Origin of the sequence: Sphingomonas sp. KC8, from assembly GCF_002151445.1 — a bacterium.
Classification (GTDB): Bacteria; Pseudomonadota; Alphaproteobacteria; order Sphingomonadales; family Sphingomonadaceae; genus Sphingomonas_E.
In genome coordinates, this window is the sequence record NZ_CP016306.1 from 2,939,072 (window position 1) to 2,965,313 (window position 26,242).

Sequence of the window (26,242 nt, forward strand, 5' to 3'; positions counted from 1 at the left end):
CGCGCTTATTGGTCGACTTGCTCATATAAGGGCACTCTTCTCGGGCGATGGGGGGATGCTGGCGATTCGGGTGCGATTCAAAGTTTCACCTTATACACCTCGCTCGATCGATCGAGCCCAGGGTGGTGCCAGGGGTCCTGATAGTCCGGGCTCCCCCACCGTTCCTGGAAGACGGCGAGTTCGCGCATGTAGCGCGCGAGATGTTCCGGTGCGAAATCCAGGCCGCGAGATTTGCTCTCGTGATGGATCAGGACGGCTGACGGTACATAGACATTGCGCAGGCCCGCGCGCTCCAGCTTCAGGCATAGGTCGACATCGTTATACGCCACGGCCAGGCCTTCCTCATCGAGCCCGCCGACAGCCTCGAAATGGGCTTTGCGCACGACAAGGCAGGCGCCGGTGACCGCGCTGGCGCCGCGGGCTATGAGAGCCTGGGCGAAGTAGCCCGGCTCGCCTTCCGGCAGGCCTCTGTGCGCATGGCCGGCGGCATTGCCCATGCCGATCACGACGCCGGCATGCTGGATCGAGCGATCCGGATAGAGCAGTCTGGCGCCTGTCGCGCCGACCCCCGGGCGGGTGCCATGGCGGACGAGTTCGCATAGCCAGTCCGGCGCGATGATTTCGATGTCATTGTTGAGGAGGCAGAGGAATCGCCCCTTGGCGAAGCCGGCTGCATAATTGTTGATCGCGGAATAGTTGAACGCGTGGGGCCAGTTGACCACCCGGACACGCTCGTCGTCGGCAACCGTGCGCAAGTAGCGGAGCGTTTCGGGCTCGACGCTGCCATTGTCGGCGATAATGATCTCGAAATCGGGGTAGTTCGTTCTTTCGAGCAGGCCGCCCACGCAGGTGCGGAGCAGTTCGACCTGATCGCGGGTGGGAACGATAATGCTAATTTTCGGTGGTGGTTCGGGCAGCCGCCATTGGATTGAGGCTGTGCCATGGGGCCCTGCCGTGACACGCGTGCCGGACTCGCTCGCGAGCCAGCGCGCCAGCGCCGCGATGCGATTTGGGCTGGGACGGCGCCAGTGATCGGACGGAGTCCGGGCTGTTATGCGGGGCACATGATGGGCCGGTATGTCGTCCTCACCCGTCATCCGCAGGACAAGCTCGAAGGGGCTTTCCGGTCGCCGGTTTGCCTCCGCCATGCGTGCCGCACTCGCGGCCACGGGCAGCGCGCAGGCGGCAGTGACATAGTCCTGCGACAGGAACATTTGCGCATCCCATTGCGGCTTCAACCAAGGGTTCGCGCCGAAGCCCTGGTCGCCAAACTCATCCTGATCGCCATAAAGAATCGGCATATCGTGTCCGGCGCCCGATGGCATGTGCGCCGCATAAGCGGCCAGCGCGTATCGGGGGAGTATGCAGTCCGTGGCCAGGGGCACGAGATAAGCTTGGGTCGCGTCGCCGCCGCCGCTTTCGGCGTTGATGGTTTTCAGTGCGTTTGCGAGTCCGTCTGCGGTCGTCTCGTCCGGTCCCTCGAGAAATCGGATTCTGTGGTCGTTGGGCAGGGGCGGGGCCATATTGTCGTGCGCCGTGACGAGCAGGCGCCATTCCGGAAAACCTTGGTGAAGTACGGAGGTGATGGCGCGGCGCACGTCGGCTTCCGGAGTGCCGGGCCCGATGTGCAAATGCACGTATAAGGGCCGCGTACCATGGCCTGTCTCCGATCGAGCCGACGATGAGGGAGCGCCTTCGACGGCCAGTTGCTGCAGGTCCGCCATGCCGCTGTCCCGGACCCAGCGTTGATAGGCAAAGGGTAGGTCCGTGATGGCCTGCGCCAGCCGATAGCGCGCGCGCAGGCGTCGTCTGGTCAGGTGCCAGTAGGCGATCGCAATGGCGCGATCTGGCCTACACATCATCAATAAAATCAAATCTTTCGGCTGTACGGCCATGTCTCGAATTCCAAGGTTTTCGGCCGAATAGCCAGCGTGCGGGAAACGGTCCTCTCAGATCGTGAACGTATCGGGCGTCCGGTCACCGGCGTTTCGCGCGGATGGGGCCGGTTGGCAAGAAGGGGGTGGCGGGCGGCGTCGGCAACATTGTCGTTGCCGAGAGTGGGCTGCCAATTGGAGGCGTGATCGCCGGCATCCAATTGCGCGGCAAGGCGGAGGGCGGGCATTTACTACTTCTACCCATTTCTTTGCCTTTTGCGGTATTCGGAAAACTTGGCGCTTTGGGATGCGCGCCAGTTGACTTGAAAAGCCTGTGCTTTTGCGCTCTGGAGGAAATTGCCGTACCGGCATGCCTTGCTAGGCCCGCTTCCGGCAGCTCTAGGGGCAGGAAACCCGCGATCTGATATGCACCACAGACAAAAACTGATATTGGCAGCCTCCTGTTTCCTGGGCGCCTGCTCCACTCTTCCGACGAGCGGACCTACGGGGGCGCAGATCGAGGCCGCTGCCGTAAAGGGCGGTGCGAACATTGATATCGTCACGGTTGACGATGCGGTTGCCCTGCCGCCGGCGCCGAAACTTGGCCAGTGGTCGTTGCCCGAACTGGATCCGCCGCCTAGCGATATGGTTGGTCCCGGCGATGTGATTTCAATCTACATTTATGAAGCCGGCGTGCCGCTATTCGGAGGGGCCAGCATCGTTGAGGCGGGCGGGGACGGTTTCGATCCGTCAGTGAAGGCACAAACGCTGCCGCCCAGCAGGGTCGATGACAATGGCGACATTGTTCTCCCTTATGCTGGAAAGCTGCATGTTGTCGGCAAGACCTTGTTTGAGGTGCAGGGGATAATTCAGGATTCTCTGCGTGGATTTTCCCAGGACCCGCAGGTTCTGGTGACGCTCAAAGAGGTCGTCAACAATTCCATCATTATTGGTGGTGAGGTCGACAAGCCGGGACGGCTCGTCCTGCAAACCAACCAGGAAAGGTTGTCCGACGTGCTCGCGCTCGCGGGCGGTTATCGCGGAAGCGCCAAGGATCTGAGCCTGCGTTTGAGGCGCGGGTCGCGCGTGGCCGAATTGCGCCTGAGCGACGTGCTCCAGAATCCTGAGGCAGACGTGTTCGCTTATCCCGGCGATCGTCTGACCCTGTTGCAAGATCCTTGGCTATTCTCCGTCCTCGGCGCTTCGGGGCGGGTGCAGCAAATCCCGTTCACCCGGTCGACAATGTCGCTGGCCGAAGCCGTCGCCGCGGCCGGCGGACCCAACAACAATTATGGTGATCCCGGAGCCATTTTTGTGTTTCGTTATGAAAAGACTGAAGCTGGCGAGGCCAAGCCTGTCGTTTATCATTTCAACATGATGCGAACGAGCACATATTTTCTCGCGCAGAAATTCGCATTGCATAATAATGACGTGCTCTATTTTGGCAGTGCCGGTGCTAACCAGCCCAGCAAGCTGATTCAACTTATCAGCCAGTTGTTCGCGCCGATCGTTACAGTTACGAATGCGGCTAACGCATTCAATAACAACTAACGGGCCATGCTGGAATGATCATGAATGGGGAGCGTGAAGAGGCAAAATGTTAGTCAAATCCTTCGAGATTTCCGACCTGAAACTCTTCATTCCCCGGCATATCGGCGACGAACGCGGTTATTTTGCCGAGACATTCCGCGCCGATATATTTGGCGAGCATTGTGGTGATTTCACCTTCGTCCAGGACAATGAGTCGCTGAGTGCGAAGGCAGGTACGGTGCGCGGCCTGCATTTTCAGAGCGAGCCGCATGTGCAGGGAAAACTCGTGCGCTGTACTGCCGGGGCGCTGTTCGACGTTGCCGTCGACATCCGCCGGGGTTCTCCTACTTATGGCCGGTGGGTGGGGGAGACGCTAACCCCTGAAAATGGCAAGCAGATATGGGTTCCGCCGGGTTTCGCCCACGGTTTCTGCACGCTCGAGCCGAACACTGTGATCGGCTACAAGGTGACCGGCTATTACAGCGCCGAATGCGACAAGGGATTGGCCTGGGACGACCCGACGATCGCTGTCGCCTGGCCGGATATCGCCGATCCCGACACGCTTTCGCCCAAGGATCGTAAGCAGCCGCTTCTGTCTGATCTTCCCGTCTATTTCCGCTGGAGCGAGTAACCTCATGCGCGTGATCGTTACCGGCGGCGCCGGTTTTATCGGCTCAGCACTTGTCCGCTATCTGGTGCTGGAAAAGGGCTATGAGGTCCTCACCATCGATGTGCTCACCTATGCCGGCTGCGAAGCTTCGCTGCGCGCGGTGGAGGGCAGGCCCAACCACCAGTTCCTCAAGGCCAATATCTGCGACCGGGCGGCGATGGACGCAGCGATCGCCGGGTTCCGGCCCGATCGAATCATGCACCTGGCAGCCGAAAGCCATGTCGACCGTTCGATCACCGGCGCGGCCGATTTCATCCAGACCAACATGGTCGGCACCTTCACCCTGCTCGAAGCCGCGCGTGGTTATTGGAACGGGCTGACCGGGGCCGCGAAGGACGCCTTTCGCTTCCTTCATGTCTCGACCGATGAGGTGTATGGCTCGCTGGGCGATGAGGGCCTGTTCGAAGAGGTCACGCCGTATGATCCCAGTTCGCCTTATTCGGCGTCCAAGGCGGCGTCCGATCATCTCGCCAAGGCCTGGCAGCGCACCTATGGGCTGCCGGTGGTGGTATCGAACTGTTCGAACAATTACGGGCCCTATCACTTCCCCGAAAAGTTGATTCCGCTCACGATTCTCAATGCGCTCTCGGGGCGGTCGCTGCCGATATACGGAACCGGGGAGAATGTGCGCGACTGGCTCTTTGTCGACGACCATGCCCGCGCCCTGGATATCATCGTCGAACGGGGCCGCCCGGGCGAAACCTACAATGTCGGCGGTCGCAACGAACGACGGAACATCGATGTCGTGCGCCGGATCTGCGCGGTCCTCGACGAACTGGTGCCGGCGAACACGCCGCGTGACGGATTGATCGAATTCGTCACCGACCGGCCCGGCCATGACGCCCGCTACGCTATCGACGCGACGAAGCTCGAGACCGAGTTGGGTTGGCGCGCGCGGGAAAATTTCGACACCGGCATCGAAAAGACGGTGCGTTGGTATCTTGACAACGAATGGTGGTGGCGCCCGTTGCGGGAGCGCTATGACGGCGAGCGGCTGGGGTTGGCGAAAGCCGCGCCCGCCACGGCCGGGATATCTACATGAGGATCGCCGTCACGGGTCAGGCAGGCCAGGTCGTCTCCAGCCTGGTTGAACGCGGCGCGGCCGCCGGGCATACGGTGATCGCAATTGGCCGGCCTCGGCTGGATCTCGCCGATCCCAGCTCGATCCGGCCCGCGCTCGAAGCCGCCGCGCCCGACGTGATCGTTTCGGCCGCGGCCTATACGGCGGTGGACAAGGCGGAGAGCGAGCGGGATCTGGCCCAGGCCATCAATGGCCGCGGCGCGGGGCTGGTTGCCGACGCGACCCGGGCGCTTGGCGTGCCGCTGGTACATATTTCGACCGACTATGTCTTCGATGGCACGTCTGACAGACCTTATACCGAAAGCGATCCGACCGGGCCGACCGGTGTCTATGGTGCGTCCAAGCTGGCGGGTGAGCAAGCCGTGCAAGCGGCCCATGGCGATCACAGCGCGATTCTTCGGGTGGCCTGGGTCTACAGCCCGTTCGGCGGCAATTTCGTGAAGACCATGCTCCGCCTTGCAGGGGATCGGGACGAGGTCTCTGTCGTCGCCGATCAGCTGGGCAATCCCACCAGCGCGCTCGACATTGCCGACGGCATTCTGAAGGTTGCAATGAATCTGGTCGCCAATCCTGATCCGGCGTTGCGTGGCATTTTCCACATGACCGCAAGCGGCGAAGCGAGCTGGGCTGATTTCGCCGAGGCAATCTTCGCATCTGCCGCGATGCGCGGTGGGCCGACCGCCCGCGTGAAGCGGATCACGACGGCGGATTATCCGACGCCGGCGACGCGGCCCGCCAATTCGCGGCTGGATTGCCGGCGCATCGCAGAGACGCATGGCATCGTGCTGCCTCACTGGCGATCATCGCTGGAAACCGTGGTCGATCGCCTGCAGCCCTGACCGCGCTGAACGGCCGTCCCAAACAAGGAACGAAAAATGAAAGGCATCATCCTGGCCGGCGGCAGCGGCTCCCGGCTCTATCCGATGACGCTGGCGACCTCGAAGCAGCTCATGTCGGTCTACGACAAGCCGATGATCTATTATCCGCTCAGCACCCTGATGCTGGCGGGCATCCGGGAGGTGCTGATCATCTCGACACCGCGTGACCTGCCCGCGTTCCAGGCGCTGCTGGGGGACGGCGCGCAATGGGGCATGTGCTTCGAATATGCCGAGCAGCCCAGCCCCGATGGGCTTGCCCAAGCCTATATCATTGGCGCTGATTTCGTGGCCAGCCAGCAATCCGCCCTGATCCTCGGCGACAACATCTATCATGGCCATGGTCTGCCCGAACTGCTGGGCAGTGCCGCATCCCGCACGTCCGGGGCAAGCGTGTTCGCCTATCATGTCCACGATCCCGAACGTTACGGCGTCGTCAGCTTCGACGCAGCGATGCGGGTCGTTGCGATCGAGGAGAAACCCGAAAAGCCGTTGTCCAACTGGGCGGTCACCGGGCTGTATTTCTACGATGCGCAGGTGGTGGACATCGCCGCCAACCTCAAGCCCTCGCCGCGCGGCGAACTGGAGATCACCGACGTCAACCGCGTCTATCTCGAACGGGGCGAACTTTCGGTCGAGATCATGGGGCGCGGTTACGCCTGGCTGGACACCGGCACCCCCGACAGCCTGCTCGATGCCGCCGAATTCGTCCGCGTGCTTGAAAAGCGACAGGGCTTCAAGATTGCCAGCCCCGAGGAAATCGCCTTCCGCCAGGGCTTCATCGGCGTCGCCGAACTGGAGCAGGCGATCGGCAAGCTCGGCAAGTCGGACTATGGCCGCTATCTGCGGCGGATCCTTGCCGATGGCTGACCGGGTGTGCTGGCTCGCCCGCTTTGCCCAAGTCCCAGCTTATTCTTGAATTTCAAAGGGGTGTCGCGCGCATTCGACGGGAAGGCCCGGGGCGCTTCAGCGGGGAGGCGACTTACCCTGCTGCCCGCTGAACGATAACGGGCCAGTATCGGCGGGATGCTTGCCAATCTCCGGCCCGAACCTCATAGGAGCGCCTCGCGAGAAGGAGCGGAGTTACGTTCATGAAGATCCTCATGTCTCAATCGGAAATCGATCTTTTTTCCGCTTTCCTGCAGCAAACAAGTTCCTACTTCGAATTTGGAATGGGCGGCAGCACCTGTCTTGCTGCGAGCCTCGTGAAAGACAGAATTCACGCAATTGATAGCGACAAAAATTGGGTTGACGGCGTTAGGGCTGAAATAGGTTCCACCCAAAAGGATGCCTTAATGAGCGTCGTAAATATCGGGCCAACTGGAAATTGGGGAAATCCTATCGGAAGAGATCATGAAAATCTTTTTGATGATTATTCTCTTTCTATAACGCGCACGGGATTTTCTGACTACGATTTATGTTTGGTGGATGGGCGATTCCGTGTTGCCTGTTTCTTGCAGGCTTTGATGACACTTCGTTCTGATGCTGTTATCGCGTTCCATGACTATACATCACGTCCTCATTATCATGTGGTCGAAGAGTTCGCGCGTCCGGTTGCTGGTATTGGCCAGCTAAAGCTGTTCGTTCGGCGCGAGGGCATGCGCCTGGAGGCCGTCGCTGAGATGATCCAAAAATATAGACGCAACCCAGCATAACCCTTGTCACTGATGGTTGCGTGGCCGTCTTAACCCGGATTCCCATGCCCATGGGGGGATCAGGGTCAAGCCTCCGCAAATTTATGATCCAACTAGTTCCAGATGTTCGGTGGCGGGCCAATCAGAAACCATTTTCGTCCCCTCTCATCGCGCAATTAAAGTAGGGGACTAAAATGCAGAGCTTGGTTGTCCGCAAGGAACCGGTTGCGTCCATGCCGGACATCCAAGCCTAGTATCTCGACAGGCCTCTGGATAATCAAGTTGCCGATGCCGGGTTCGTGGAAGGTTGGGTCTTTCCGAAGCGTCCCGGCGCTGACATCCGCGTGGAACTGGTTGTTGATGGCGAAGTGGTTTGGTCCGACGCGCCTGACATTGCCGCCCCCAATGCGCGCGACCGTGTGTTCGCCGACCGGGCCGATCAATATAGTCCACTGGTTCGCTTCCGCATTCCGATGAAGCCGGTCAGTCGGGTCGCTCAACTGGCGTTCGAATGCGACGGGCGGCGTGAGATTGCCGCCAACTTCAGCATATTTTCTCCCGCCTTCAAGGTACAGGAAGGCCTGGATGGGCATCTGTTTCTAGACAACGACACCAACCGCAGCGTCGAGCAATTTACCGGCAAGCTGCTGCTGGATGGCCCCAAGGTTCAGGGGTGGCGCGAATATTCGCAGGCGCTGGACGCGATTGGGAAGCATTCGATCGTCCGCTTTCTGATCTGTCCTGCAAAGGAAGAGGTGTTCTCGGACCTCTACCCGCATACGCGCGCTGAAATTACTCCTGTTGATCAGGTTATGGCCGCCATGAACCCGGAAGTGGCGCGTTTCCCGGTCGCTTATCTGCGGCAGGAGCGGGAGCGCGGGTTCAGCAAGATCGACACGCATTGGAGCGACTATGGCGCCTGTCTGGGCGCACGATTCTATCTGGAGGATGTGGGGCTGGGGTGGGCCGTAGGCCATCTCCCCACTCGGTTTTCGGACCATAAGCGGTTCGGAGATCTGGGGGGCAAGCTGCCGGAAAAGCGATCAGGCGTGTTCGAGGTTGTGGACTCGCGGGATTTGCGGCTTCCGGCCTTCCGGGACGGAATCGATAATCATGGTCGCATCTGGGTGTTCAAAAATGAAAATGCGCCGGTCAACGAAACCCTCGTCCTGTTTGGCGACAGCTATTCCGCGTCTCTTTCGGCCATCCTTGCGGCGGTGTTTGTCCGGGTTGTCTATGCCTATACGGCCGCAGAGATTCTAATTGACGTGTTGGGTGTTGAAGCGCCGGAATATGTTTTATTCCAGACCAATCAGCGCTTTGTGACGGGTGTTCCGCCGGTGAATAACGCCCTGGCGAGGAAGGTTCGCGCGAAGTTGGACAAAGTAAACATGGCGGACGTGACCAAAGACGCAAATCTTGACCCCGCGTGCTGCTATTATCGCGCGTTAGTCGGTGATGGGGCGGCGGCTAAATAGCCGCACCTCGCCCGCCAGTATCGAGGGGGCATCGGAAGGCCGGCGCTTGCGGGCTTGCCGCTTGGCGAAGCCCTTCCGCCGCGACAGCCTGCACATCTCTTCCATGCCCTTCGTGTGGGCGCCCTTGTGTGGCACCGAAGGTTGAAAGCTTAAGATTTCTTGGGAGTTCCACCCGGTGGTGGACAGGGCTGGATTCGAACCAGCGTACGCTTGCACGGGCAGATTTACAGTCTGCTGCCTTTAACCACTCGGCCACCTGTCCACACCACCGGAGTGGTGATTTTCCGCCGCGTTCGCTTTCGCGCTGCCGCCGGAATTCCCTTCGCCTCAGCGTCGAGAGCGCGCCTGATAGACGAGGCTTTCGGGTTCTGCAACCCCGTGTGGCGGGCGGTTGCACGATGGAATGCATATGGTCATGAAAGCGGCGTTTCATGGGCAAAGGATGGACGATGACACGCGGCTGCACCCTCGTGCTTGGCGGTGCCCGATCGGGCAAGAGCGGCTTTGCCCAAAGGCTGGCTGAGGCTGGGGGCGGGCCGCTGGTTTATGTCGCCACCGCGCAGGCGTTCGATGCCGAAATGGCCGATCGCATCGCACGCCACCGGGCCGATCGCGGGCCGCGCTGGACGACGGTGGATGCGCCGCACGATCTGCCGGATGCGATTGCCGGGCTGCGGGGCGGTGGCGTCATGCTGGCCGATTGCCTGACCTTATGGCTGAGCAACCGGATGCTGGCCGACGCGGATATGGAAATGGAGATTGCCGCGCTGGCTGCCGCGATCGGGCAGGCCGATGGGCATGTGATTCTGGTTTCGAACGAGGTGGGTTCGGGGATCGTGCCCGAAACCCCCATGGGCCGGCTGTTTCGCGACCATGCGGGGCGGGCGAATCAGGCGGTTGCGGCGGTTGCGGATCGGGTCGCCCTGGTCATCGCGGGGCTGCCTTTGTGGCTGAAAGGCGGATGATCTGCGGATTTCCTTGAGAAAAGCGATTTGGGCCGTTGCGGTTCCCAAAATGCTTTGCTAGAGGCTCGCGCCTGCCAGCGCCCCGCTATCGGGGCCCTACTCGATGTGCGGTCGTGGCGGAACTGGTAGACGCGCAACGTTGAGGTCGTTGTGGCCGAAAGGCCGTGGAAGTTCGAGTCTTCTCGACCGCACCACTCGTCCGGAAATGGCGAGACAGAAATGGCGGCTCCCCTGGTGGAGCCGCCATTCTCGTATCGGCCATCGGTGGTTGCTCAGGTGGCGAAGCGGCGCGCGCCGACAACGCAGCCGATCACGGCGGTGGCGACGGCGATCATCGGCCAGCCGACGCTTTCATGGAGCAGGCCGGCGGCCAGCGCGAAGGCGAAGAAGGGCTGGAGCAACTGGAGCTGGCCGACCCCGGCGGTGCCGCCGAGTGCCAGGCCGCGATACCAGAAGATGAACCCGATCAGCATCGAGAAGAGCGAGACATAGCCAAGGCCGATCCACGCGGCCGCGCCGATCCCGTCCCAGCGAGGCGGCCATGCGGTGAAGGTGGGTATCGCCATGGCCGGCAGCGCCAGCACGAGCGCCCAGCAGATCACCTGCCAGCCGCCCAGCCGGCGGGCGAGCACCGCGCCTTCGGCATAGCCAAGCCCGCACAGGATGACGGCGATCAGCATCAGTGCGTCGCCGATCCCCGCCGTCGCGTTGCTCTGGGCTAGCGCGAAGCCGGCGACGAGCGCGCCGCCGACCCCGGCAAAAGCCCAGAAGGCGGCGCGCGGCCGTTCGCCGCCACGCAGCGCACCGAACAGGGCGGTAGCGAGCGGCAGCAGGCCGATGAAGACGATCGACCGGGCCGAGGGCATGTGCTGGAGCGCGAACGCGGTGAGCAAGGGAAAGCCGATGACGACCGTGGCGGCGATGATCGCCAGTGAACCGAAATCATCGCGTGCCGGGGCCTTGGCGCGAAAGCCGATCAGCAGCAGCGCGGCGAGGGTTCCGGCCAGGCCGGCGCGTGCCGCCGTCAGGAATAGCGGATCGAATCCGGCCACCGCCGCGCGCGTTGCGGGCAGCGATCCGCTGAAGATCACGACCCCGATGAATCCGCAAACCCAGCCCTGTCTCGTCCGATCCATGTCATTGTCCCTTTCGGGGTGAGCAGTCGGATTTTAGGCGGCGGCTTTCCAGTGACAGTCCGATACAATATCAATGAACTGTCATGAACAAAGGATCGGTACAGTTGACGGGCGATCGGGGAACTGGCGGTACGCGCGTCGAACAGGTGATGGCGGCGATCCACCAGCGGATTGACCGGCGGGTGCTGACGCCGGGGGCGAAGCTGCCTTCGGTGCGGGCGATGGCCGATGCGATGCGGCTGTCCAAATCGACCATTGTCGACGCGTATGACCGGCTGGCGGCCGAAGGCGTGATCCGATCGCGGCCGGGATCGGGCTTTTATGTCGCGGCCCCCCTTGCCCCGCTGACGCTGGCGGAGATCGGCCCGCGCCTTGATTCAGCGGTGGATCCTTTGTGGGTGCTGCGCCAATCGCTGGCGACGCGATCCGGTACGCTGATGCCCGGCTGCGGCTGGCTACCCGAAGGCTGGATGCCCGAAGGCGCGATCCGCAAGGCTTTGCGCGGGCTGGCGCGGGGCGAGGATAAGGGCGCGCTGGTCGAATATGGATCGCCGATGGGGGCCGAGCCGCTGCGCCGGCTGATCGCGCGCCGGATGGCCGAACAGGGCGTCGATGCAGGCCCGGACCAGATATTGCTGGCGGATTCGGGGACGCACGCGGTTGATCTCGTCTGTCGCTTCCTGATCGAGCCGGGCGATGCCGTGCTGGTCGACGATCCCTGTTATTTCAACTTCCACGCCTTGCTGCGCGCGCACCGGGCAAAGGTGGTGGGGGTTCCGTACACCACGACCGGGCCGGATATTGCCGCGTTCGCCCAGGCGCTGATCGAACATCGCCCGCGGCTCTACATTACCAATTCGGCGCTCCATAACCCGACCGGCGCGACATTGTCGGCCGCCACCGCGCACCGCGTGCTCAAGCTGGCCGAGGCGCATGATCTGATCATCGTCGAGGATGATATCTTCGCCGATTTCGAAGAGACGCCGGCGCCGCGCCTGGCGGCATTTGACGGGCTGGATCGGGTGATCCGCATCGGCAGCTTTTCCAAGACATTGTCGGCGTCGGTGCGCTGCGGGCATATTGCGGCGCGGGCCGACTGGATTGCGGGGCTGACCGACCTGCGCATCGCCACCGGCATGGCGAGCAGCCCGCTGTCCGCCGAACTGCTGCTTTCGGTGCTGACCGACGGCAGCTATCGCCGCCACATGGATGGCCTCAGGGCACGGCTGGCCGAAGCGCGCGCGCGGACGGCGCGGCGGCTGAAGGCGATCGGCATCATCCCCTGGATCGAACCGGCGGCAGGCATGCTGCTATGGTGCCGCCTGCCCGACGGGATCGACGCGGCGGATGTCGCGCGCCGGGCGCTGGCGGACGATGTTGTGCTCGCGCCGGGCAATGTCTTCAGCCTTGGCCGATCGGCGGCGGGATATTTGCGCTTCAATGTCGCGCAGATGGCCGACGAACGGGTTTTCCGCGTGCTGGAAACTGCGATGGCTGGGCAATCGCGGCCGGGACATGTGGAGCCGGACGTCGCGCATAGCTGATCCACCGCCTCCGGCGTGGATCAGGGCGCTAGCAGCCCCCGTGCCTCGGCTGTGCCGTTGAGCAGGCGATTGACGCGGCGTGTGACCCGCCATGTATCCCCTTCACGGCGCAGTTCCCAGCGATTGGCGGCGACGCGATAGACGCCGAAATCCTGCCCGTCCCAGCGGAACACGCAGGAATAGCCGGTGGCGGTCGCGGTATCGTCGGCCAGATCGATGTGGACGGGGCTGAGGACATGGGCCGCCCCTTCCGCGATCAGCTGCTGGTGGATATCGCCGTCGAACAGGGCGCGAATGGCGTCATGACCCTTGCTCACCCCCATGCCGCCGACATCATATTGGCCATCGGCGGCCCACAGATTGGCGGCCCCGGCGCTGTCGCCTGAATCGACCGCGGGGCCATAGGCCGCGATCACGGCGCGGATCGCCTCGCGATCCTCCAGCGCGCGCAGGCGTGTGGCAAGGGCGGCGATCTGCTGTTCGATGGCGGTGGTCATGGACCGGGGTTTAACGCCGTCCGAAGAAGCGATCCATATCGCTGGCCGATGCGGTGCGCAGCGCTTCGGCGTCGATCGCTTCGGCCTCATGGATCGCGGCCAGCCCGCGTTGCACCGCGGCCCGCGCGCCGATCCGATCTCGCCACGCGCAAAGATGCGGGAAATCACCGGCGCCGAACCCGTGTTTTTCCAGATAGGCCATCCACGGGAAGGTCGCGATATCGGCGATCGAATAGGTGTCGCCGGCCAGATGGGCATGCGCCGCCAGCCGCTGGTCGATCAGCCGGTAAAGCCGTTCGGCTTCGTTCCGGTAGCGATCATAGGCGTAATCATTGCCGTCGCGCGCGGCGAACTGGAAGTGGTTCAACTGGCCAAGCATCGGCCCGACATTGCAGGCCTGGATCATCAGCCACTGTAGCACCGCACCACGATCCGGCTCGGCCGGGGCAAGCAGCTGGCCATGCCGTTCGGCAAGGTAGATCAGGATCGCGGCGGATTCGAAACGCACCACTGGCGGCTGGCCGGGCGTGGTGTGATCCACCAGCACCGGCACCTTGCCGTTGGGATTGAGCGCGAGGAAGTCCGCCTCGAACTGTCCGGCCCGGAATACCGCGACATGCCGGAAGGCATAGGCCAGCCCCAGCTCTTCCAGCATGATCGTGATCTTGCGGACGTTCGGGCTGGCCATGCCGTACAGCTCGATCGCGGGCGGAACCGCCGGGGGCGATGAGAATAAGGGCATGGCCGGCCGTTGGTTCAGGCGGCGACCGGTTCGACCGGGCGTTCTTCGCCCAGGGTGACGACGACCCCGTTCACGCGCTTGTGCACGGCGGCGGCCTGATCGATCGGGTTGTAGAACTGGCGATACCAGATCCGCACCTTGCCATAGGGGCCATCGGCCGGAATCTGCATCGGGTTGAAGCAGGGTTCCTTGTTCGCCCAGATTTCAACGTCCTGGGCGAGTGCTTCGCGGCTGGCCGTCTGGTAGGCGCGGGCCATGGCCAGCTGTTCTTCGGTCGGGTTGCCGTTGGGCAGCTTGACCATCAGCGCGTGCCACAGGCGGGTGGTGCCATCGCTGATCGGGGTGTGCGTCAGCAGCATCAGCGACGGGAACGCGCCCTGCATCTGCGCCTGAAGAATGGCGGGGCCTTCATACCAGGTGTCCAGCGACAGCACCGGCGAGGACGCGTCGGTCAGCGTGCGGTGGCCGGCGTCGAAACGCTGGATGATCTTGTGGCCGTCGAAGATGTTGTCGAAATACTGGCAGTCGATGCTGCCATGGATCGGGCCCATATGGCCGAAATCCGCCATGTTATCGACGATCTCGACCGGATGGATCGGCAGCGTGCCGAAATCGTCGATCACCCAGCGGACCCAGCCTTCGCTTTCCAGGTCCCACTGCGCGAACGCCGGCAGATCATGATCGGGCTTGCCGCCTTCTTCGTCGTGCCACATCCAGATGATGCCGGCGCGTTCGATCACCGGATAGGTTTTGAGGCAGGCGGCTTTCGGGATGAACTTGGGCGAGTAAGGAATGTCGTCGCACTGGCCATCCGGGCCGAAACGCCAGCCGTGGAACGGGCAGCGGATCGATTCGCCCTGCACCTGTTCCTGATCGCGCACCACATAAGAGGTGCTGTTGTGGCCGATATGCGCGCCCATGTGGGGGCAATAGGCATGGACGAGGTGGGGCGTGCCGCTGGCGCCGCGATAAAACACCATGTCCTTGCCGAAATAGTGAATGGTGGTGGGGGCGGCGCCCATGTCGGCGGCCGCGCCGATCATGAACCAGCCACGGGGGAAGGTGGACGTCCCCAGCTTGTAATCTTCGGTGCCCGCCATCTGCCACTCTCCATAGAATCGGCCATTTTGCCTTGGGCAGCCAATTGCGACATTCGATCATGTCGAACAAGGCCGCAGTGCGCACTCTAATATGTGCAATTTTGCACATGACAGCGCAGCTGTGGTCTGCGAAACGGGCACGATGGTCGATTGGGATAATCTGCGGATGTTTCTCGCGGCGGTGCGCGCAGGCAATTACACCGCCGCGGCCAAGCGGCTGCGGATCGACCGTACGACGGTGGGCCGCCGGCTCGACCGGCTGGAACATCAGCTGGGCGTGCCTTTGTTCGCGCAGAGCGAGGAGGGCTATTATCCCACCGCCGCCGGTCGCCGCGCGCTGGAAGTCGCTGATCAGATGGAACAGCTGATGGACGGGCTGGCCGCCGAACTGGGCAATGGCGCGGTCGCCAAGCGCGGCCATTTGCGGCTGGCGGTGGCGGCTGAACTGGGGGCGGAACTGATGGCCGATCTGGCCGCCTTCGCCACGATCCGCCCCGATGTGCAGATGACGATCCTGTCGTCGGCCGATCCGGCGGAAAGCGTGGTCCAGCGCAAAAGCGATATTGGCCTGTGTCTGGCCGATCAGCGGCCCGATCATCTGCGCGGCCGGCGGATCGGCACGCTGCGCCAGGCGGGCTACGCTGCCAAGGGCTATCTGGCGCGGGGTGCCGGCGGGGGCGCGGTGCAGGAACAGGAATGGATTCGCTGTTCCGGCTGGTCGCATTTGCCCGTCATGCGGCGCTGGGATGCGATGTTTCCCGATGATGTGCGGGTCGCGGCCTATGTCGATAGCTGGTCGGCGCTGCGCAGCGCGGTGGAACAGGAGATCGGGGCGGCGTTCCTGTGGACGTTCGTCGCCGATCGCTGCGCCGATCTGGTGCGGATTGCGCCGCTCGATGAAACCGTGGGTGTCGACCTGTGGGTGCTGGCGCGCGACGACGTGCCGATGGACCGGCCGTTGCGGGCGTTCATGGATGACATCACCGTCCGGCTGCACGCCCGGATCGGCGCCGCCGCCGGGGGTTAGACCGTCGACCCCGCGACCCGTTCGGCGACATGGCCCCGCCACAGCGCGGCGAGCAGATCGGTCTGCGTGATCATGCCCAGCAGAACGCCATCGGGATCGGTGACGAGTGCATCATGGTACAGGCCGCCCGATAGCATCGGCAGCAGTTCATCGATCGGGGTGTCGGGCGATACCAGGCAGGGGGATGTCGCCATCACCTCACCCACGGTGCGGCCGGCGCCAGCCAGCAGTTCGGCATGGCCGACAATGCCGACGATCACATCGTCATCATCCACCACGGGCATGGCGGCGAGGCGGCGGGCGAGCAGGCGATCGCGTGCCTGGCCGATGCCTTCGTCGGGCATAGTGCGGATCACGTCGCGTGACATGATCCGCTCGCAGCGGATTTCGCCATGGAGCCGCCGATGGGCCTGGGCCTCGACCTGACGGAACAGGGCATCGAGATCGTCGCGGCTGATGTCGAGCAGTTCGTCATAGCGGGCCAGCACGGTATCGATATCGGCGGCGTTATAGCCGATCCGATCCTGTGGGGCGGGATCGCGGGTTCCGTGGGTATTGCGCGACAGGGCCTTGGCACGATGGGGATAGCTGTGGCGGGTGGCGTTATTGAACAGCCAGCCGATCGCCAGCAACAGAACGGAATTGAGCGCCACCGGCACCAGCGCGAACGACCAGCCGGCCGCTGCAATGGCCGGGCCGCCGATCACCGCGGTCAGCGCCGCCGCCCCACCGGGGGGGTGAAGGCAGCGGGCCAGGCTCATCAATCCGATTGCGGTTGCCACGGCCAGCCCGGCGGCCAGCACCGGATCTTTCACCAGCATCGCCCAGGCGATTCCGGCGAGCGCCGAAAGCGTATTGCCGCCGACGATCGACCAGGGTTGGGCCAAAGGGCTTGCGGGCACCGCGAACAGCAAGACGGCCGATGCCCCCATCGGGGCGATCAGGATCGGCAGCGCGGCATCGGCGCCCAGCCAGATGCGACAGATGAGGCCGGTGATCACGATTCCACAGAGCGCGCCGAGGCAGGAGCGCAGCCAGCCGAGACGCCCGACCGGCGATAGCGGCGCGAAGAAGCGCGTCAGCGGCATGGCGGGTCCTTCAGCGGCCCGGCCGGCCCGTCAGATTGGGGGCCGGCCGGTGCATGGCATCATTCGAATTCGAGGATCACCGCATCGACCGCGAGGCTGTCGCCCGGTGCGGCGGAAACCGAGGCGACGGTTCCGGCCTTTTCGGCGCGCAGGATATTTTCCATCTTCATGGCCTCAACCACCGCAAGCGGCTGGCCGGCCTCAACCTTGTCCCCCGCCTTGACGTGGATCGCGGTGATCAGGCCGGGCATCGGGCAGAGCAGGAAGCGCGACAGATCCGGCGGCACCTTTTCGATCATGTGGTGCGACAGGTCGGCGATGCGCGGCGACAGCACGGTCAGCTTGTGCGTGGCGCCACGCGTGGTGAAGCGCCAGCCGGTGCGGCTGCGCTGGACGCGGATCGCCAGAGGTTCGCCGTCGATAGTCGCTTCCACCAGTCGCTGGCCGGGCAGGTACGGTGCATCGACGACGACCGCCGTACCATCCACCGCCACCGCTTCGCCCTCGATCGCCACGCGATGTTCGGCCCCGTCGAGCTTGACCACCCAATCGGTGGGGGCAGGCGCAGGTGTGTCAAGCTGACCATCAATCAGGCCGGCGCGTGCCGCTTCGACATTGGCGATCAGGCCGGCCACCGCCGAAAGCTTTGCGGTAAGGTTGGCCTCGGTCGGCGCGCCGACAAAGCCTTCGGGATATTCCTCGGCGATGAAGCCGGTGGTGATGTTGCCTTCGCGGAAACGCGGATGCTGCATCAGCGCCGACAGGAAATCGACGTTGTGACCGATGCCGTCGATTTCGAACCGGTCGAGCGCGTCGATCTGGCGGTCGATCGCTTCGATGCGGGTATCGCCGTACGTGATCAGCTTGGCGATCATCGGATCGTAGAACATCGAGATTTCGGCGCCTTCGGTAACGCCATCATCGACGCGGATGTCCGCGCTGACGGCTGGCGGCCGATAGCGCACGAGCCGCCCGGTCGACGGCAGGAAGCCGCGATAGGGATCTTCAGCATAGACGCGGTTTTCGACCGCCCAGCCGGTCAGCGTCACATCGTCCTGCGTGAAGGCCAGCTTTTCGCCATACGCCACGCGGATCATCTGTTCGACGAGATCGAGGCCGGTGACATATTCGGTGACGGGATGTTCGACCTGGAGACGGGTGTTCATCTCAAGGAAGTAGAAACCCTGGCCAGTCGTGTCGGCACCGGAGACGATCAGTTCGACCGTACCGGCCGAGAAGTAACCGACGGCGCGGGCGAGCGCGACGGCCTGTTCGCCCATCGCCTTGCGCATCGCGGGGGTAACGAACGGCGACGGCGCTTCTTCGACCACCTTCTGGTGGCGGCGCTGGACCGAACATTCGCGCTCGCCCAGATAGACGATATTGCCGTGCTGATCGCCGAGCACCTGGATTTCGATGTGGCGCGGGCTTTCGATGAACTTTTCGATGAACACGCGATCATCGCCGAAGCTCGACAGGCCTTCGCGGCGGACGCTTTCGAAATTCTCGCGCACGTCCTTTTCGGAATAGGCCAGGCGCATGCCCTTGCCGCCGCCGCCGGCCGACGCCTTCATCATTACCGGATAGCCGATGCCGTTGGCGATCTCGACGGCGTGGTCGGTCGATTCGATTTCACCGACGAAGCCGGGGACGACGTTGACGCCGGCCTGCATCGCCAGCTTCTTCGATTCGATCTTGTCGCCCATCGCGGCGATCGCGCCTGGCGGCGGGCCGATGAACGCGATGCCAGCGTCAGCCAGCGCCTGGGCGAAGCTGGTCCGTTCGGACAGGAAGCCGTAGCCGGGGTGGACGGCTTCGGCGCCGGTTGCCTTGCACGCCGCGATGATCTTGTCGGCGAGCAGATAGCTTTCCGATGCCGGGGGCGGGCCGAGGTGGACGGCTTCGTCGGCCATCTCGACATGCTTGGCGCGCGCGTCCGCGTCCGAATAGACGGCGACGGTCTTGATGCCCATCGCGCGGGCCGTGCGGATCACGCGGCAGGCGATTTCGCCGCGATTGGCGATCAGGATCTTCTTGAACATGGGGACGTCGTCTCTCCGTACTACTTCTGGGCGAGGAGCAGCGCGGCGAGGCGCAGCTCGGTGCCGCCGCCGGGGGCGGCACGGGTGGATGCGAACAAACGGGTCATCCGGGCATCAGCGCCCGTGATGGTCCATTCGGTCTGGGACTTGGCGGGATCGGTGCGGGTGCGCCCGACGGGCAGTGCGAGCGCCTGCTGGATGCGGGCGGCCAGGGCAAGCTGATCGGCCGCGCCGGACAGGCGGGCGTAGAGCGTGCATTGGCGGGACGGGATGTTGAGTGGCAGATTGTCACTGGCAACGTAGGTCAGCAGGGCTTCGGGAGCCTTGTAGGATTCGCCCGCACCTGCCGTTTTCGGCTGCAATACCAATGCGATAGGGGCCATCATCACGGCCGCGCGGAACGCCTGCGGATCGCGCAGCGCATCCCAGCAGGTGGCCTTGAACGTGTCCAGCGCAAGCTGGCTGTCGATCGCTTTCAGCTTTTCCACCGGCGACACGACAGGCGCGGGCTTTGCCGGGGCAGGCAAAGCCGCGGGCTGGGCCGCAAGGAGGAGGAGCGTGGCTGCGAGCATTATTCGGCGGCGACGGCCACGCGCGGGGCTTCGGCAGCCATGGCACGGATGCCCAGCCGCGCGAACATCGCGCTATCGCTGTCATCGCCGGCATTGGGCGCGGTCAACAGCTTATCGCCGGTGAAGATCGAGTTCGCGCCCGACAGGAAACACAAGGCCTGCGTGCTTTCGGACATGCTTTCGCGGCCGGCCGACAGACGGACCATCGAACCCGGCATGGTGATGCGCGCAACCGCGACGGTGCGGACAAATTCGATCTCGTCGATCTTGGCGAGCGGGGTATCGGCCAGCATATCGCCCAGCACGGTGCCCTTGACCGGCACGAGCGCGTTGATCGGCACGCTTTCGGGATGTTCCATCGTCGCCAGAGCATGGAGGAAACCGACGCGATCCTCGCGCTGTTCGCCCATGCCGACAATGCCGCCGCAGCAGACATTGATGCCGGCCGAACGGACATGATCGAGCGTATCGAGCCGATCCTGGAAGCTGCGCGTCGTGATGACGTTCGCGTAATTTTCCGGCGAGGTATCGATATTGTGGTTGTAATAATCGAGGCCGGCGTCGGCGAGCTGCTTAGCCTGCGTTTCGGACAACATGCCGAGCGTCATGCAGGTTTCCATGCCCATCTGGCGCACGCCCTTCACCATTTCGATGATGGCGGGCATGTCGCGGTCCTTGGGTTCGCGCCAGGCGGCACCCATGCAAAAACGCGACGAGCCATTATCCTTGGCCTGGGCAGCCGCTTGCAGCACGGCGCGCGAATCCATCAGCTTGGTCGCCTTGAGACCGCTGTCGGCGCTGGTCGACTGGCTGCAATAGCCGCAATCCTCGACGCAGCCGCCGGTCTTGATCGACAGCAGGGTCGACAGCTGGACCGCGCCGGCATCGTGATGCGCGCGATGCACTTCGGCGGCGCGGAACACGAGATCCATGAAGGGCAGATCGAACAGAGCGGCGATCTCGTCGCGGGTCCAATCGGTGCGGGGAGCGTTCACGCAATTTCTCCGTCATGCTGAACTTGTTTCAGCATCCACCGATCCACGGGCGTGGACGGTGCATGTGGCACGATGGACCCTGAAACAAGTTCAGGGTGACGAGCATTATGGGGCAAGCGGATCATTCCGCAGCCTCTTCGATGCCTTCGGGCGGGACGTTGTGGCCGAGCAGGCGCAGCACTTCGCCGGCGGCATCGACCAGATTGGTGCCCGGGCCGAAAATGCCCTGAACGCCGGCATCGCGCAGATATTGATAATCCTGCGCGGGGATGACGCCCCCGGCGACGACCTTGATGTCCGACCGGCCGGCATCCTTGAGCAGGCCGATCAGTTCGGGGATCAAGGTCTTGTGGCCGGCGGCCAGCGATGATGCGCCGACGATATCGACATCGGACTTGATCGCGAGATCGGCTGCTTCCTTGGGCGTCTGGAACAAGGGACCAGCGACAACTTCGAAGCCGAGATCGCCGAACGCCGACGAGACGAGGTTGGCGCCGCGATCATGGCCGTCCTGGCCCATCTTGGCGACGAGCATGCGGGGTTTACGCCCCTTGCGGCGGCCGACGGCAGCGACGCCATCAACCAGCTGCGCCCAGCGCGCATCATCGCCGTAGGCGCCGCCATAGATGCCCTTCACCGGGGTCGGGCTGGTGCCGTAGCGGCCGAACACATCTTCCATCGCCGACGAGATTTCGCCCAGCGTGGCGCGCTTGCGGGCGCATTCGACGGCGAGTTCGAGCAGGTTGCCGGTGCCCTTGGCGCCTTCGCGCAGCGCATCGAGCGCGGCCTGACAGGCGGCTTCGTCGCGGCCGGCCTTCACCTTGTTGATGCGCGCGATCTGCGCTTCGCGGACGGCGACGTTATCGACATCGAGGATGTCGATCGGGTCTTCCTGGGCGAGTTTATACTTGTTGACGCCGACGATGACTTCTTCGACGCGATCGATCCGCGCGGCCTTGGCGGCGGCGGCTTCCTCGATCATCGCCTTGGGCCAGCCGGCGGCAACCGCCTTGGCCATACCGCCATCGGCTTCGACGCGCTGGATGATTTCCCAGGCGCGATCAACCAGTTCGTTGGTCAGGCTTTCGACATAATAGCTGCCGCCGAGCGGATCGACGACATTGCACATGCCGGTTTCTTCCTGGATCACGATCTGCGTGTTGCGCGCGATCCGGGCGGAGAAATCGGTGGGCAGCGCAATCGCTTCGTCGAGCGCGTTGGTGTGGAGCGACTGGGTGCCCCCCAGCATCGCGGCCATCGCTTCGATCGTCGTGCGCATGACGTTGTTGTACGGGTCCTGCTCGGTGAGCGACACGCCCGATGTCTGGCAGTGGGTGCGCAGCATCTTGGAGCGTTCGTCCTTCGCGCCCAGATTCGTCATCACCCGATGCCACAGCACGCGGGCTGCGCGCAGTTTGGCGATTTCCATGAAGAAATTCATGCCAATGGCGAAGAAGAAGGACAGGCGGCCGGCAAACTTGTCGATATCGAGGCCCGAGGCCACGCCATACTTCACATATTCCTGGCCATCGGCGATGGTGAAGGCGAGTTCCTGCACCTGCGTCGCGCCGGCTTCCTGCATGTGATAGCCGGAAATCGAGATGCTGTTGAACTTGGGCATCTCTCGGCTGGTGTAGCCGAAAATGTCGGAGATGATCCGCATGCTCGGCTCGGGCGGGTAGATGTAGGTGTTGCGGACCATGAACTCCTTGAGGATGTCGTTCTGGATGGTCCCGTCGAGCTGCGCGCGCGGCACGCCCTGTTCTTCGCCCGCGACGATGAAGAATGCGAGGATCGGGATGACCGCGCCGTTCATCGTCATCGACACGCTCATCTTGTCGAGCGGAATGCCGTCGAACAGGATCTTCATGTCGTCGATCGTGTCGATCGCCACACCAGCCTTGCCGACATCGCCGGTCACGCGCGGATGATCGCTGTCATAGCCGCGATGGGTGGCGAGATCGAAAGCGACCGACAGGCCCTTTTGCCCAGCCTTGAGATTCCGGTGGTAGAACGCGTTCGACGCTTCGGCGGTTGAAAAGCCCGCATATTGGCGGATCGTCCATGGCCGGCCGGCATACATGGATGCGCGCACACCACGCGTAAACGGCGCGAAACCGGGCAGGCCGGGATCGAGATCGGCGACGTCCTCAGCCGTGTAGAGCGGCTTGACCGCAATCCCTTCCGGCGTCTGCCAGATGAGATCCTTGCCCTTCACTTCCTTGGTGGCGGCGGCCTGCCAATCGGCGACGGTCTTTTGCGTGGTGTCGGTCATGGAGCTTGCTTTCGAACTTACTTGCCGAGGAAGGCGGCGGGACGCTTTTCGATGAAAGCGGCGACCCCTTCCTTGAAATCATAGGACTGGCCGGCGGCCTTCTGGTCGATCCGCTCGCGCTGGAGCACATCGGACAGATCGTTGGTGAGCGCGCGGCGCACCGACCGGCGGATCAGCCCCATTGCCCGCGTCGGCCCCTTGGCCAGCCGGGTGGCGATGCTGCGCGCTTCATCGAGCAGCAGCGCATCATCGACGGTGCGGTTGATCAGGCCCCAGCTTTCGGCCTTTTCGGCGGGGACGCGTTCGCCGAGCATCATCATTTCGATCGCACGGGCACGGCCGACCGCGCGGGCGACCAGCCAGGTGGCCCCGGCATCGGGGACAAGGCCGATATTGACGAAGGCGAGCAGGAAATAGGCCGAGCGCGCGGCGACGATATAATCGCCCCACAGTGCGACCGAGCAGCCGGCACCGGCGGCCAGGCCGTTGACAGCGCTCACCACCGGGATTGGCAGGGCTGCGAACTTTTCCGCCAGCGGGTTATAATGGCTGTCGAGCAATTCGCCCGGATCATCGGGCAGGCCGCCTTCGACCGCCAGATCGGCGCCCGAACAGAAAGCGCGGCCTTCGCCAGTCAACAGGATGGCGCGCGCGCCTTCGTCGATCGCCTGATCGAGGGCCGCCGACACATCCTCGAACAGCCCGGTGGTGATCGCGTTCAGGCGATCGGGGCGGTTCAGGGTGATCGTCGCGACGCCATCGGCGAGATCGTAGCGGATCGTGGCGTAGGTCATTGATAGTCTCCGCTTGCCTCAACACCGTTGCCATTCCCGCGCAGGCGGGAATCCATATGCGCTGACGTCGCGACTTTATCGAGAACGCATGGGTTATGGATCCCCGCCTGCGCGGGGATGACGATCACATAAGGGCGCTGCCGTGAACCCATATCAATGCGCCGCGCCTTCCTTGGGCGTTTCCATGATCTCGGTCAGCACGCCGCCCATGTCCTTCGGGTGTACGAAGAAGATCAAGGTGCCGTGCGCGCCGATGCGCGTGTCGCCGAGGATCTTCTTGCCCAGCCCTTCGAACCATGCCCGAGCCGCGTGGATGTCGGGCACTTCGTAGCACATATGATGCTGGCCGCCTGCCGGGTTCTTGGCGAGGAAACCGTGGATCGGGCTGTCCGCGCCCAGCGGCTCGATCAGCTCGATCTGGGTGCCGGCTGTCGGGCCATTTGGGCCGTTTTCGCCCGGCGTGTCGACGAAGCAGACCTTCACGCCGTTGGACGGCATGTCGAACGGTTCATGAATCTTCACCGCGCCCATCACGTCGCGCCAATAGCCGATCGCGTCGGCAATCGAGGGCGTCGCGACGCCGACATGGTTCAAACGGCCGAGTTTCATCGTTCAGTCCTTCATCGTCATGCCAGCATCGGCTGGCATCTCCTGCGGCGAGGAGAATGGCCGGTCGTCAGGCCGCCAGAGACCCTGGCTTGCGCCAGGATGGCGGCCTGATGGGGCCGTCAGAGCGGAATGTTATCGTGCTTCTTCCACGGATTTTCGAGGCTCTTGTTGCGCAGTTTGCGCAGGCCGAGCGCGATCCGCTTGCGGGTGGAATGCGGCATGATCACTTCGTCGATGAAGCCCTTGGACGCGGCCACGAACGGGTTGGCGAACTGCGCTTCATATTCGGCGGTGCGCGCGGCGATCTTTTCGGGTTCGCCGATATCCTTGCGGAAGATGATCTCCACCGCGCCCTTGGCGCCCATCACCGCGATTTCGGCGGTCGGCCAGGCATAGTTGTAATCGCCGCGCAGATGCTTGGAACTCATCACGTCATACGCGCCGCCATAGGCCTTGCGGGTGATGACGGTGATCTTGGGCACGGTTGCTTCGGCGTAGGCGAACAGCAGCTTGGCGCCATGCTTGATGATGCCGTTATGTTCCTGCGCGGTGCCGGGCAGGAAGCCGGGAACGTCGACGAAGGTGACGATCGGGATATCGAACGCATCGCAGAAGCGGACGAAACGGCCGGCCTTCTTCGACGAATTGATATCGAGGCAGCCGGCCAGCACGGTCGGCTGGTTGGCGACGATGCCGACGGTGCGGCCTTCGATACGGGCAAAGCCGACGATGATATTGCCCGCATGGGTCGGCTGGACCTCGAAGAAATCGCCTTCGTCGACGACCTTCGTGATCAGTTCCTTCATGTCATACGGCTTGTTCGCGCTGTCCGGGATCAGCGTGTCGAGGCTGTTGTCGATGCGATCCCAGGGATCGTCGCTGGGCCGGGTCGGCACATGTTCGCGGTTCGACAGCGGCAGATAATCGAAGAAATCGCGCGTCGCGAGCAGCGCTTCGATGTCGTTTTCGAACGCGACGTCGGCCACGCCCGATTTGGCGGTGTGGGTGATCGCGCCGCCCAGTTCTTCCTGCGTCACGACTTCGTTGGTGACGGTCTTCACCACGTCGGGGCCGGTGACGAACATGTAGCTGCTGTCCTTCACCATGAAGATGAAGTCGGTCATCGCCGGCGAATAGACCGCGCCGCCGGCACACGGCCCCATGATCAGGCTGATCTGCGGCACGACGCCCGAGGCGAGCACGTTGCGCTGGAACACTTCGGCATAGCCGCCGAGCGAGGCCACGCCTTCCTGGATGCGGGCGCCGCCCGAATCGTTGAGGCCGATCACGGGCGCGCCGACCTTCAGCGCCATATCCATGATCTTGCAGATCTTCTGCGCGTGGCGTTCGGACAGCGAACCGCCGAACACGGTGAAATCCTGGCTGAACACGAAGACCAGCCGGCCGTTGATCGTGCCCGATCCGGTGACGACGCCGTCGCCCGGAATCTTCTGATCAGCCATGCCGAAATCGACGCAATTATGTTCGACGTAAGTGTCGACTTCCTCGAAGGAGCCTTCGTCGAGCAGCACATCGAGGCGCTCACGCGCGGTGAGCCGGCCCTTCTTGTGCTGCGCGTCGATCCGCGCCTGTCCGCCGCCCAGACGGGCTGCCGCGCGCTTTTCCTCGAGCTTCTGCAAAATGGCCAGCATCGTTCCTCGCTTCATTCGAATCGCGTTCAGCGTCCCCCTTTCAAGGTTCGGGCGCCAACGCA

General features: G+C 63.3%; 23 protein-coding genes and 2 tRNA genes. 11 read left to right on the forward strand and 14 right to left on the reverse strand.

Features of this window, described 5'->3' with window-relative positions:
• Positions 1 to 77: 77 nt before the first annotated feature.
• Complete coding sequence (locus KC8_RS13800; protein ID WP_010124022.1) at positions 78 to 1,895, reverse strand: glycosyltransferase family 2 protein; 1,818 nt, start codon at positions 1,893 to 1,895, stop codon at positions 78 to 80.
• Between the two features lie 405 nt (positions 1,896 to 2,300).
• Between KC8_RS13800 and KC8_RS13810 the strand changes: the two genes are divergently transcribed.
• The 7 genes from KC8_RS13810 to KC8_RS13835 all read left to right on the forward strand — a co-directional run bounded on the left by KC8_RS13810 (position 2,301) and on the right by KC8_RS13835 (position 9,142).
• On the forward strand, positions 2,301 to 3,425 hold the full coding sequence (locus KC8_RS13810) for a polysaccharide biosynthesis/export family protein (protein ID WP_010124023.1): 1,125 nt from the start codon (positions 2,301 to 2,303) through the stop codon (positions 3,423 to 3,425).
• A 46-nt stretch (positions 3,426 to 3,471) separates the two neighbouring features.
• Positions 3,472 to 4,035, forward strand: coding sequence for a dTDP-4-dehydrorhamnose 3,5-epimerase (gene rfbC, locus KC8_RS13815; RefSeq protein ID WP_010124025.1), 564 nt, complete (start codon positions 3,472 to 3,474; stop codon positions 4,033 to 4,035).
• A 4-nt stretch (positions 4,036 to 4,039) separates the two neighbouring features.
• Positions 4,040 to 5,116 carry a dTDP-glucose 4,6-dehydratase gene (rfbB, locus tag KC8_RS13820; protein ID WP_010124027.1) on the forward strand — a complete coding sequence of 359 codons (1,077 nt, stop codon included), beginning with the start codon at positions 4,040 to 4,042 and terminating at the stop codon, positions 5,114 to 5,116.
• Positions 5,113 to 5,994 carry a dTDP-4-dehydrorhamnose reductase gene (gene rfbD, locus KC8_RS13825; protein WP_010124028.1) on the forward strand — a complete coding sequence of 294 codons (882 nt, stop codon included), beginning with the start codon at positions 5,113 to 5,115 and terminating at the stop codon, positions 5,992 to 5,994. Before rfbB ends, rfbD begins: the two co-directional genes overlap by 4 nt.
• Positions 5,995 to 6,030: 36 nt before the next feature.
• Positions 6,031 to 6,900: a glucose-1-phosphate thymidylyltransferase RfbA gene (rfbA, locus tag KC8_RS13830; RefSeq protein ID WP_010124030.1), complete on the forward strand. Its 870-nt coding sequence runs from the start codon at positions 6,031 to 6,033 to the stop codon at positions 6,898 to 6,900.
• Positions 6,901 to 7,121: 221 nt separating this feature from the next.
• Positions 7,122 to 7,685, forward strand: a complete 564-nt coding sequence (locus KC8_RS19895; protein ID WP_138956613.1) for a hypothetical protein — start codon at positions 7,122 to 7,124, stop codon at positions 7,683 to 7,685.
• 278 nt (positions 7,686 to 7,963) lie between these two features.
• Positions 7,964 to 9,142 (forward strand): hypothetical protein, encoded by a 1,179-nt coding sequence (locus tag KC8_RS13835; protein WP_010124031.1) that lies wholly within the window; start codon positions 7,964 to 7,966, stop codon positions 9,140 to 9,142.
• Positions 9,143 to 9,318: 176 nt separating this feature from the next.
• Here KC8_RS13835 and KC8_RS13840 read toward each other — a convergent pair.
• A tRNA-Tyr gene (locus KC8_RS13840) sits at positions 9,319 to 9,404 on the reverse strand.
• Positions 9,405 to 9,591: 187 nt separating this feature from the next.
• On the opposite strand from KC8_RS13840, the gene cobU reads away from it, so the two are divergent.
• Positions 9,592 to 10,107 carry a bifunctional adenosylcobinamide kinase/adenosylcobinamide-phosphate guanylyltransferase gene (cobU, locus tag KC8_RS13845; protein WP_029624322.1) on the forward strand — a complete coding sequence of 172 codons (516 nt, stop codon included), beginning with the start codon at positions 9,592 to 9,594 and terminating at the stop codon, positions 10,105 to 10,107.
• A 107-nt stretch (positions 10,108 to 10,214) separates the two neighbouring features.
• A tRNA-Leu gene (locus KC8_RS13850) sits at positions 10,215 to 10,301 on the forward strand.
• 78 nt (positions 10,302 to 10,379) lie between these two features.
• Here the strand turns inward: KC8_RS13850 and KC8_RS13855 are convergent.
• A complete protein-coding gene (locus KC8_RS13855) occupies positions 10,380 to 11,243 on the reverse strand; it encodes a DMT family transporter (protein WP_010124033.1) in 864 nt (287 codons plus the stop codon).
• A gap of 83 nt (positions 11,244 to 11,326) precedes the next feature.
• Between KC8_RS13855 and KC8_RS13860 the strand changes: the two genes are divergently transcribed.
• Entirely contained in the window at positions 11,327 to 12,787 is a 1,461-nt protein-coding gene (locus KC8_RS13860; protein WP_010124034.1) for an aminotransferase-like domain-containing protein, read from the forward strand.
• A gap of 20 nt (positions 12,788 to 12,807) precedes the next feature.
• Here the strand turns inward: KC8_RS13860 and KC8_RS13865 are convergent, their stop codons facing one another.
• Genes KC8_RS13865 through KC8_RS13875 form a run of 3 tightly spaced genes read right to left on the reverse strand, consistent with a single transcriptional unit; the run spans position 12,808 to position 15,126 of the window.
• Positions 12,808 to 13,284 (reverse strand): nuclear transport factor 2 family protein, encoded by a 477-nt coding sequence (locus KC8_RS13865; RefSeq protein WP_010124035.1) that lies wholly within the window; start codon positions 13,282 to 13,284, stop codon positions 12,808 to 12,810.
• 10 nt (positions 13,285 to 13,294) lie between these two features.
• Positions 13,295 to 14,026 (reverse strand): glutathione S-transferase family protein, encoded by a 732-nt coding sequence (locus tag KC8_RS13870; RefSeq protein WP_050805357.1) that lies wholly within the window; start codon positions 14,024 to 14,026, stop codon positions 13,295 to 13,297.
• A gap of 14 nt (positions 14,027 to 14,040) precedes the next feature.
• On the reverse strand, positions 14,041 to 15,126 hold the full coding sequence (locus KC8_RS13875) for a Rieske 2Fe-2S domain-containing protein (protein WP_010124038.1): 1,086 nt from the start codon (positions 15,124 to 15,126) through the stop codon (positions 14,041 to 14,043).
• Between the two features lie 142 nt (positions 15,127 to 15,268).
• Here KC8_RS13875 and KC8_RS13880 point away from each other — a divergent pair, with 142 nt between their 5' ends.
• On the forward strand, positions 15,269 to 16,153 hold the full coding sequence (locus KC8_RS13880; RefSeq protein WP_232455547.1) for a LysR family transcriptional regulator: 885 nt from the start codon (positions 15,269 to 15,271) through the stop codon (positions 16,151 to 16,153).
• Here KC8_RS13880 and KC8_RS13885 read toward each other — a convergent pair.
• From KC8_RS13885 to KC8_RS13920, 8 genes are all read right to left on the reverse strand, one after another.
• Entirely contained in the window at positions 16,150 to 17,241 is a 1,092-nt protein-coding gene (locus KC8_RS13885; protein ID WP_010124040.1) for an HPP family protein, read from the reverse strand. The two genes, KC8_RS13880 and KC8_RS13885, sit on opposite strands and share 4 nt — an antisense overlap.
• A gap of 59 nt (positions 17,242 to 17,300) precedes the next feature.
• Positions 17,301 to 19,283, reverse strand: coding sequence for an acetyl-CoA carboxylase biotin carboxylase subunit (locus KC8_RS13890; protein WP_010124041.1), 1,983 nt, complete (start codon positions 19,281 to 19,283; stop codon positions 17,301 to 17,303).
• A gap of 20 nt (positions 19,284 to 19,303) precedes the next feature.
• Positions 19,304 to 19,855 (reverse strand): hypothetical protein, encoded by a 552-nt coding sequence (locus KC8_RS13895; protein ID WP_010124042.1) that lies wholly within the window; start codon positions 19,853 to 19,855, stop codon positions 19,304 to 19,306.
• Positions 19,855 to 20,850, reverse strand: a complete 996-nt coding sequence (bioB, locus tag KC8_RS13900; protein ID WP_010124043.1) for a biotin synthase BioB — start codon at positions 20,848 to 20,850, stop codon at positions 19,855 to 19,857. Before bioB ends, KC8_RS13895 begins: the two co-directional genes overlap by 1 nt.
• 121 nt (positions 20,851 to 20,971) lie before the next feature.
• On the reverse strand, positions 20,972 to 23,125 hold the full coding sequence (gene scpA / locus KC8_RS13905) for a methylmalonyl-CoA mutase (RefSeq protein WP_010124044.1): 2,154 nt from the start codon (positions 23,123 to 23,125) through the stop codon (positions 20,972 to 20,974).
• 17 nt (positions 23,126 to 23,142) lie between these two features.
• The gene (locus KC8_RS13910) at positions 23,143 to 23,919 is read right to left on the reverse strand and encodes an enoyl-CoA hydratase-related protein (RefSeq protein ID WP_010124046.1); all 777 of its coding nucleotides are present in this window, start codon (positions 23,917 to 23,919) and stop codon (positions 23,143 to 23,145) included.
• Positions 23,920 to 24,072: 153 nt separating this feature from the next.
• Complete coding sequence (gene mce / locus KC8_RS13915; RefSeq protein ID WP_010124047.1) at positions 24,073 to 24,528, reverse strand: methylmalonyl-CoA epimerase; 456 nt, start codon at positions 24,526 to 24,528, stop codon at positions 24,073 to 24,075.
• 119 nt (positions 24,529 to 24,647) lie between these two features.
• Complete coding sequence (locus KC8_RS13920) at positions 24,648 to 26,180, reverse strand: acyl-CoA carboxylase subunit beta (RefSeq protein ID WP_010124049.1); 1,533 nt, start codon at positions 26,178 to 26,180, stop codon at positions 24,648 to 24,650.
• Positions 26,181 to 26,242 lie beyond the last annotated feature (62 nt).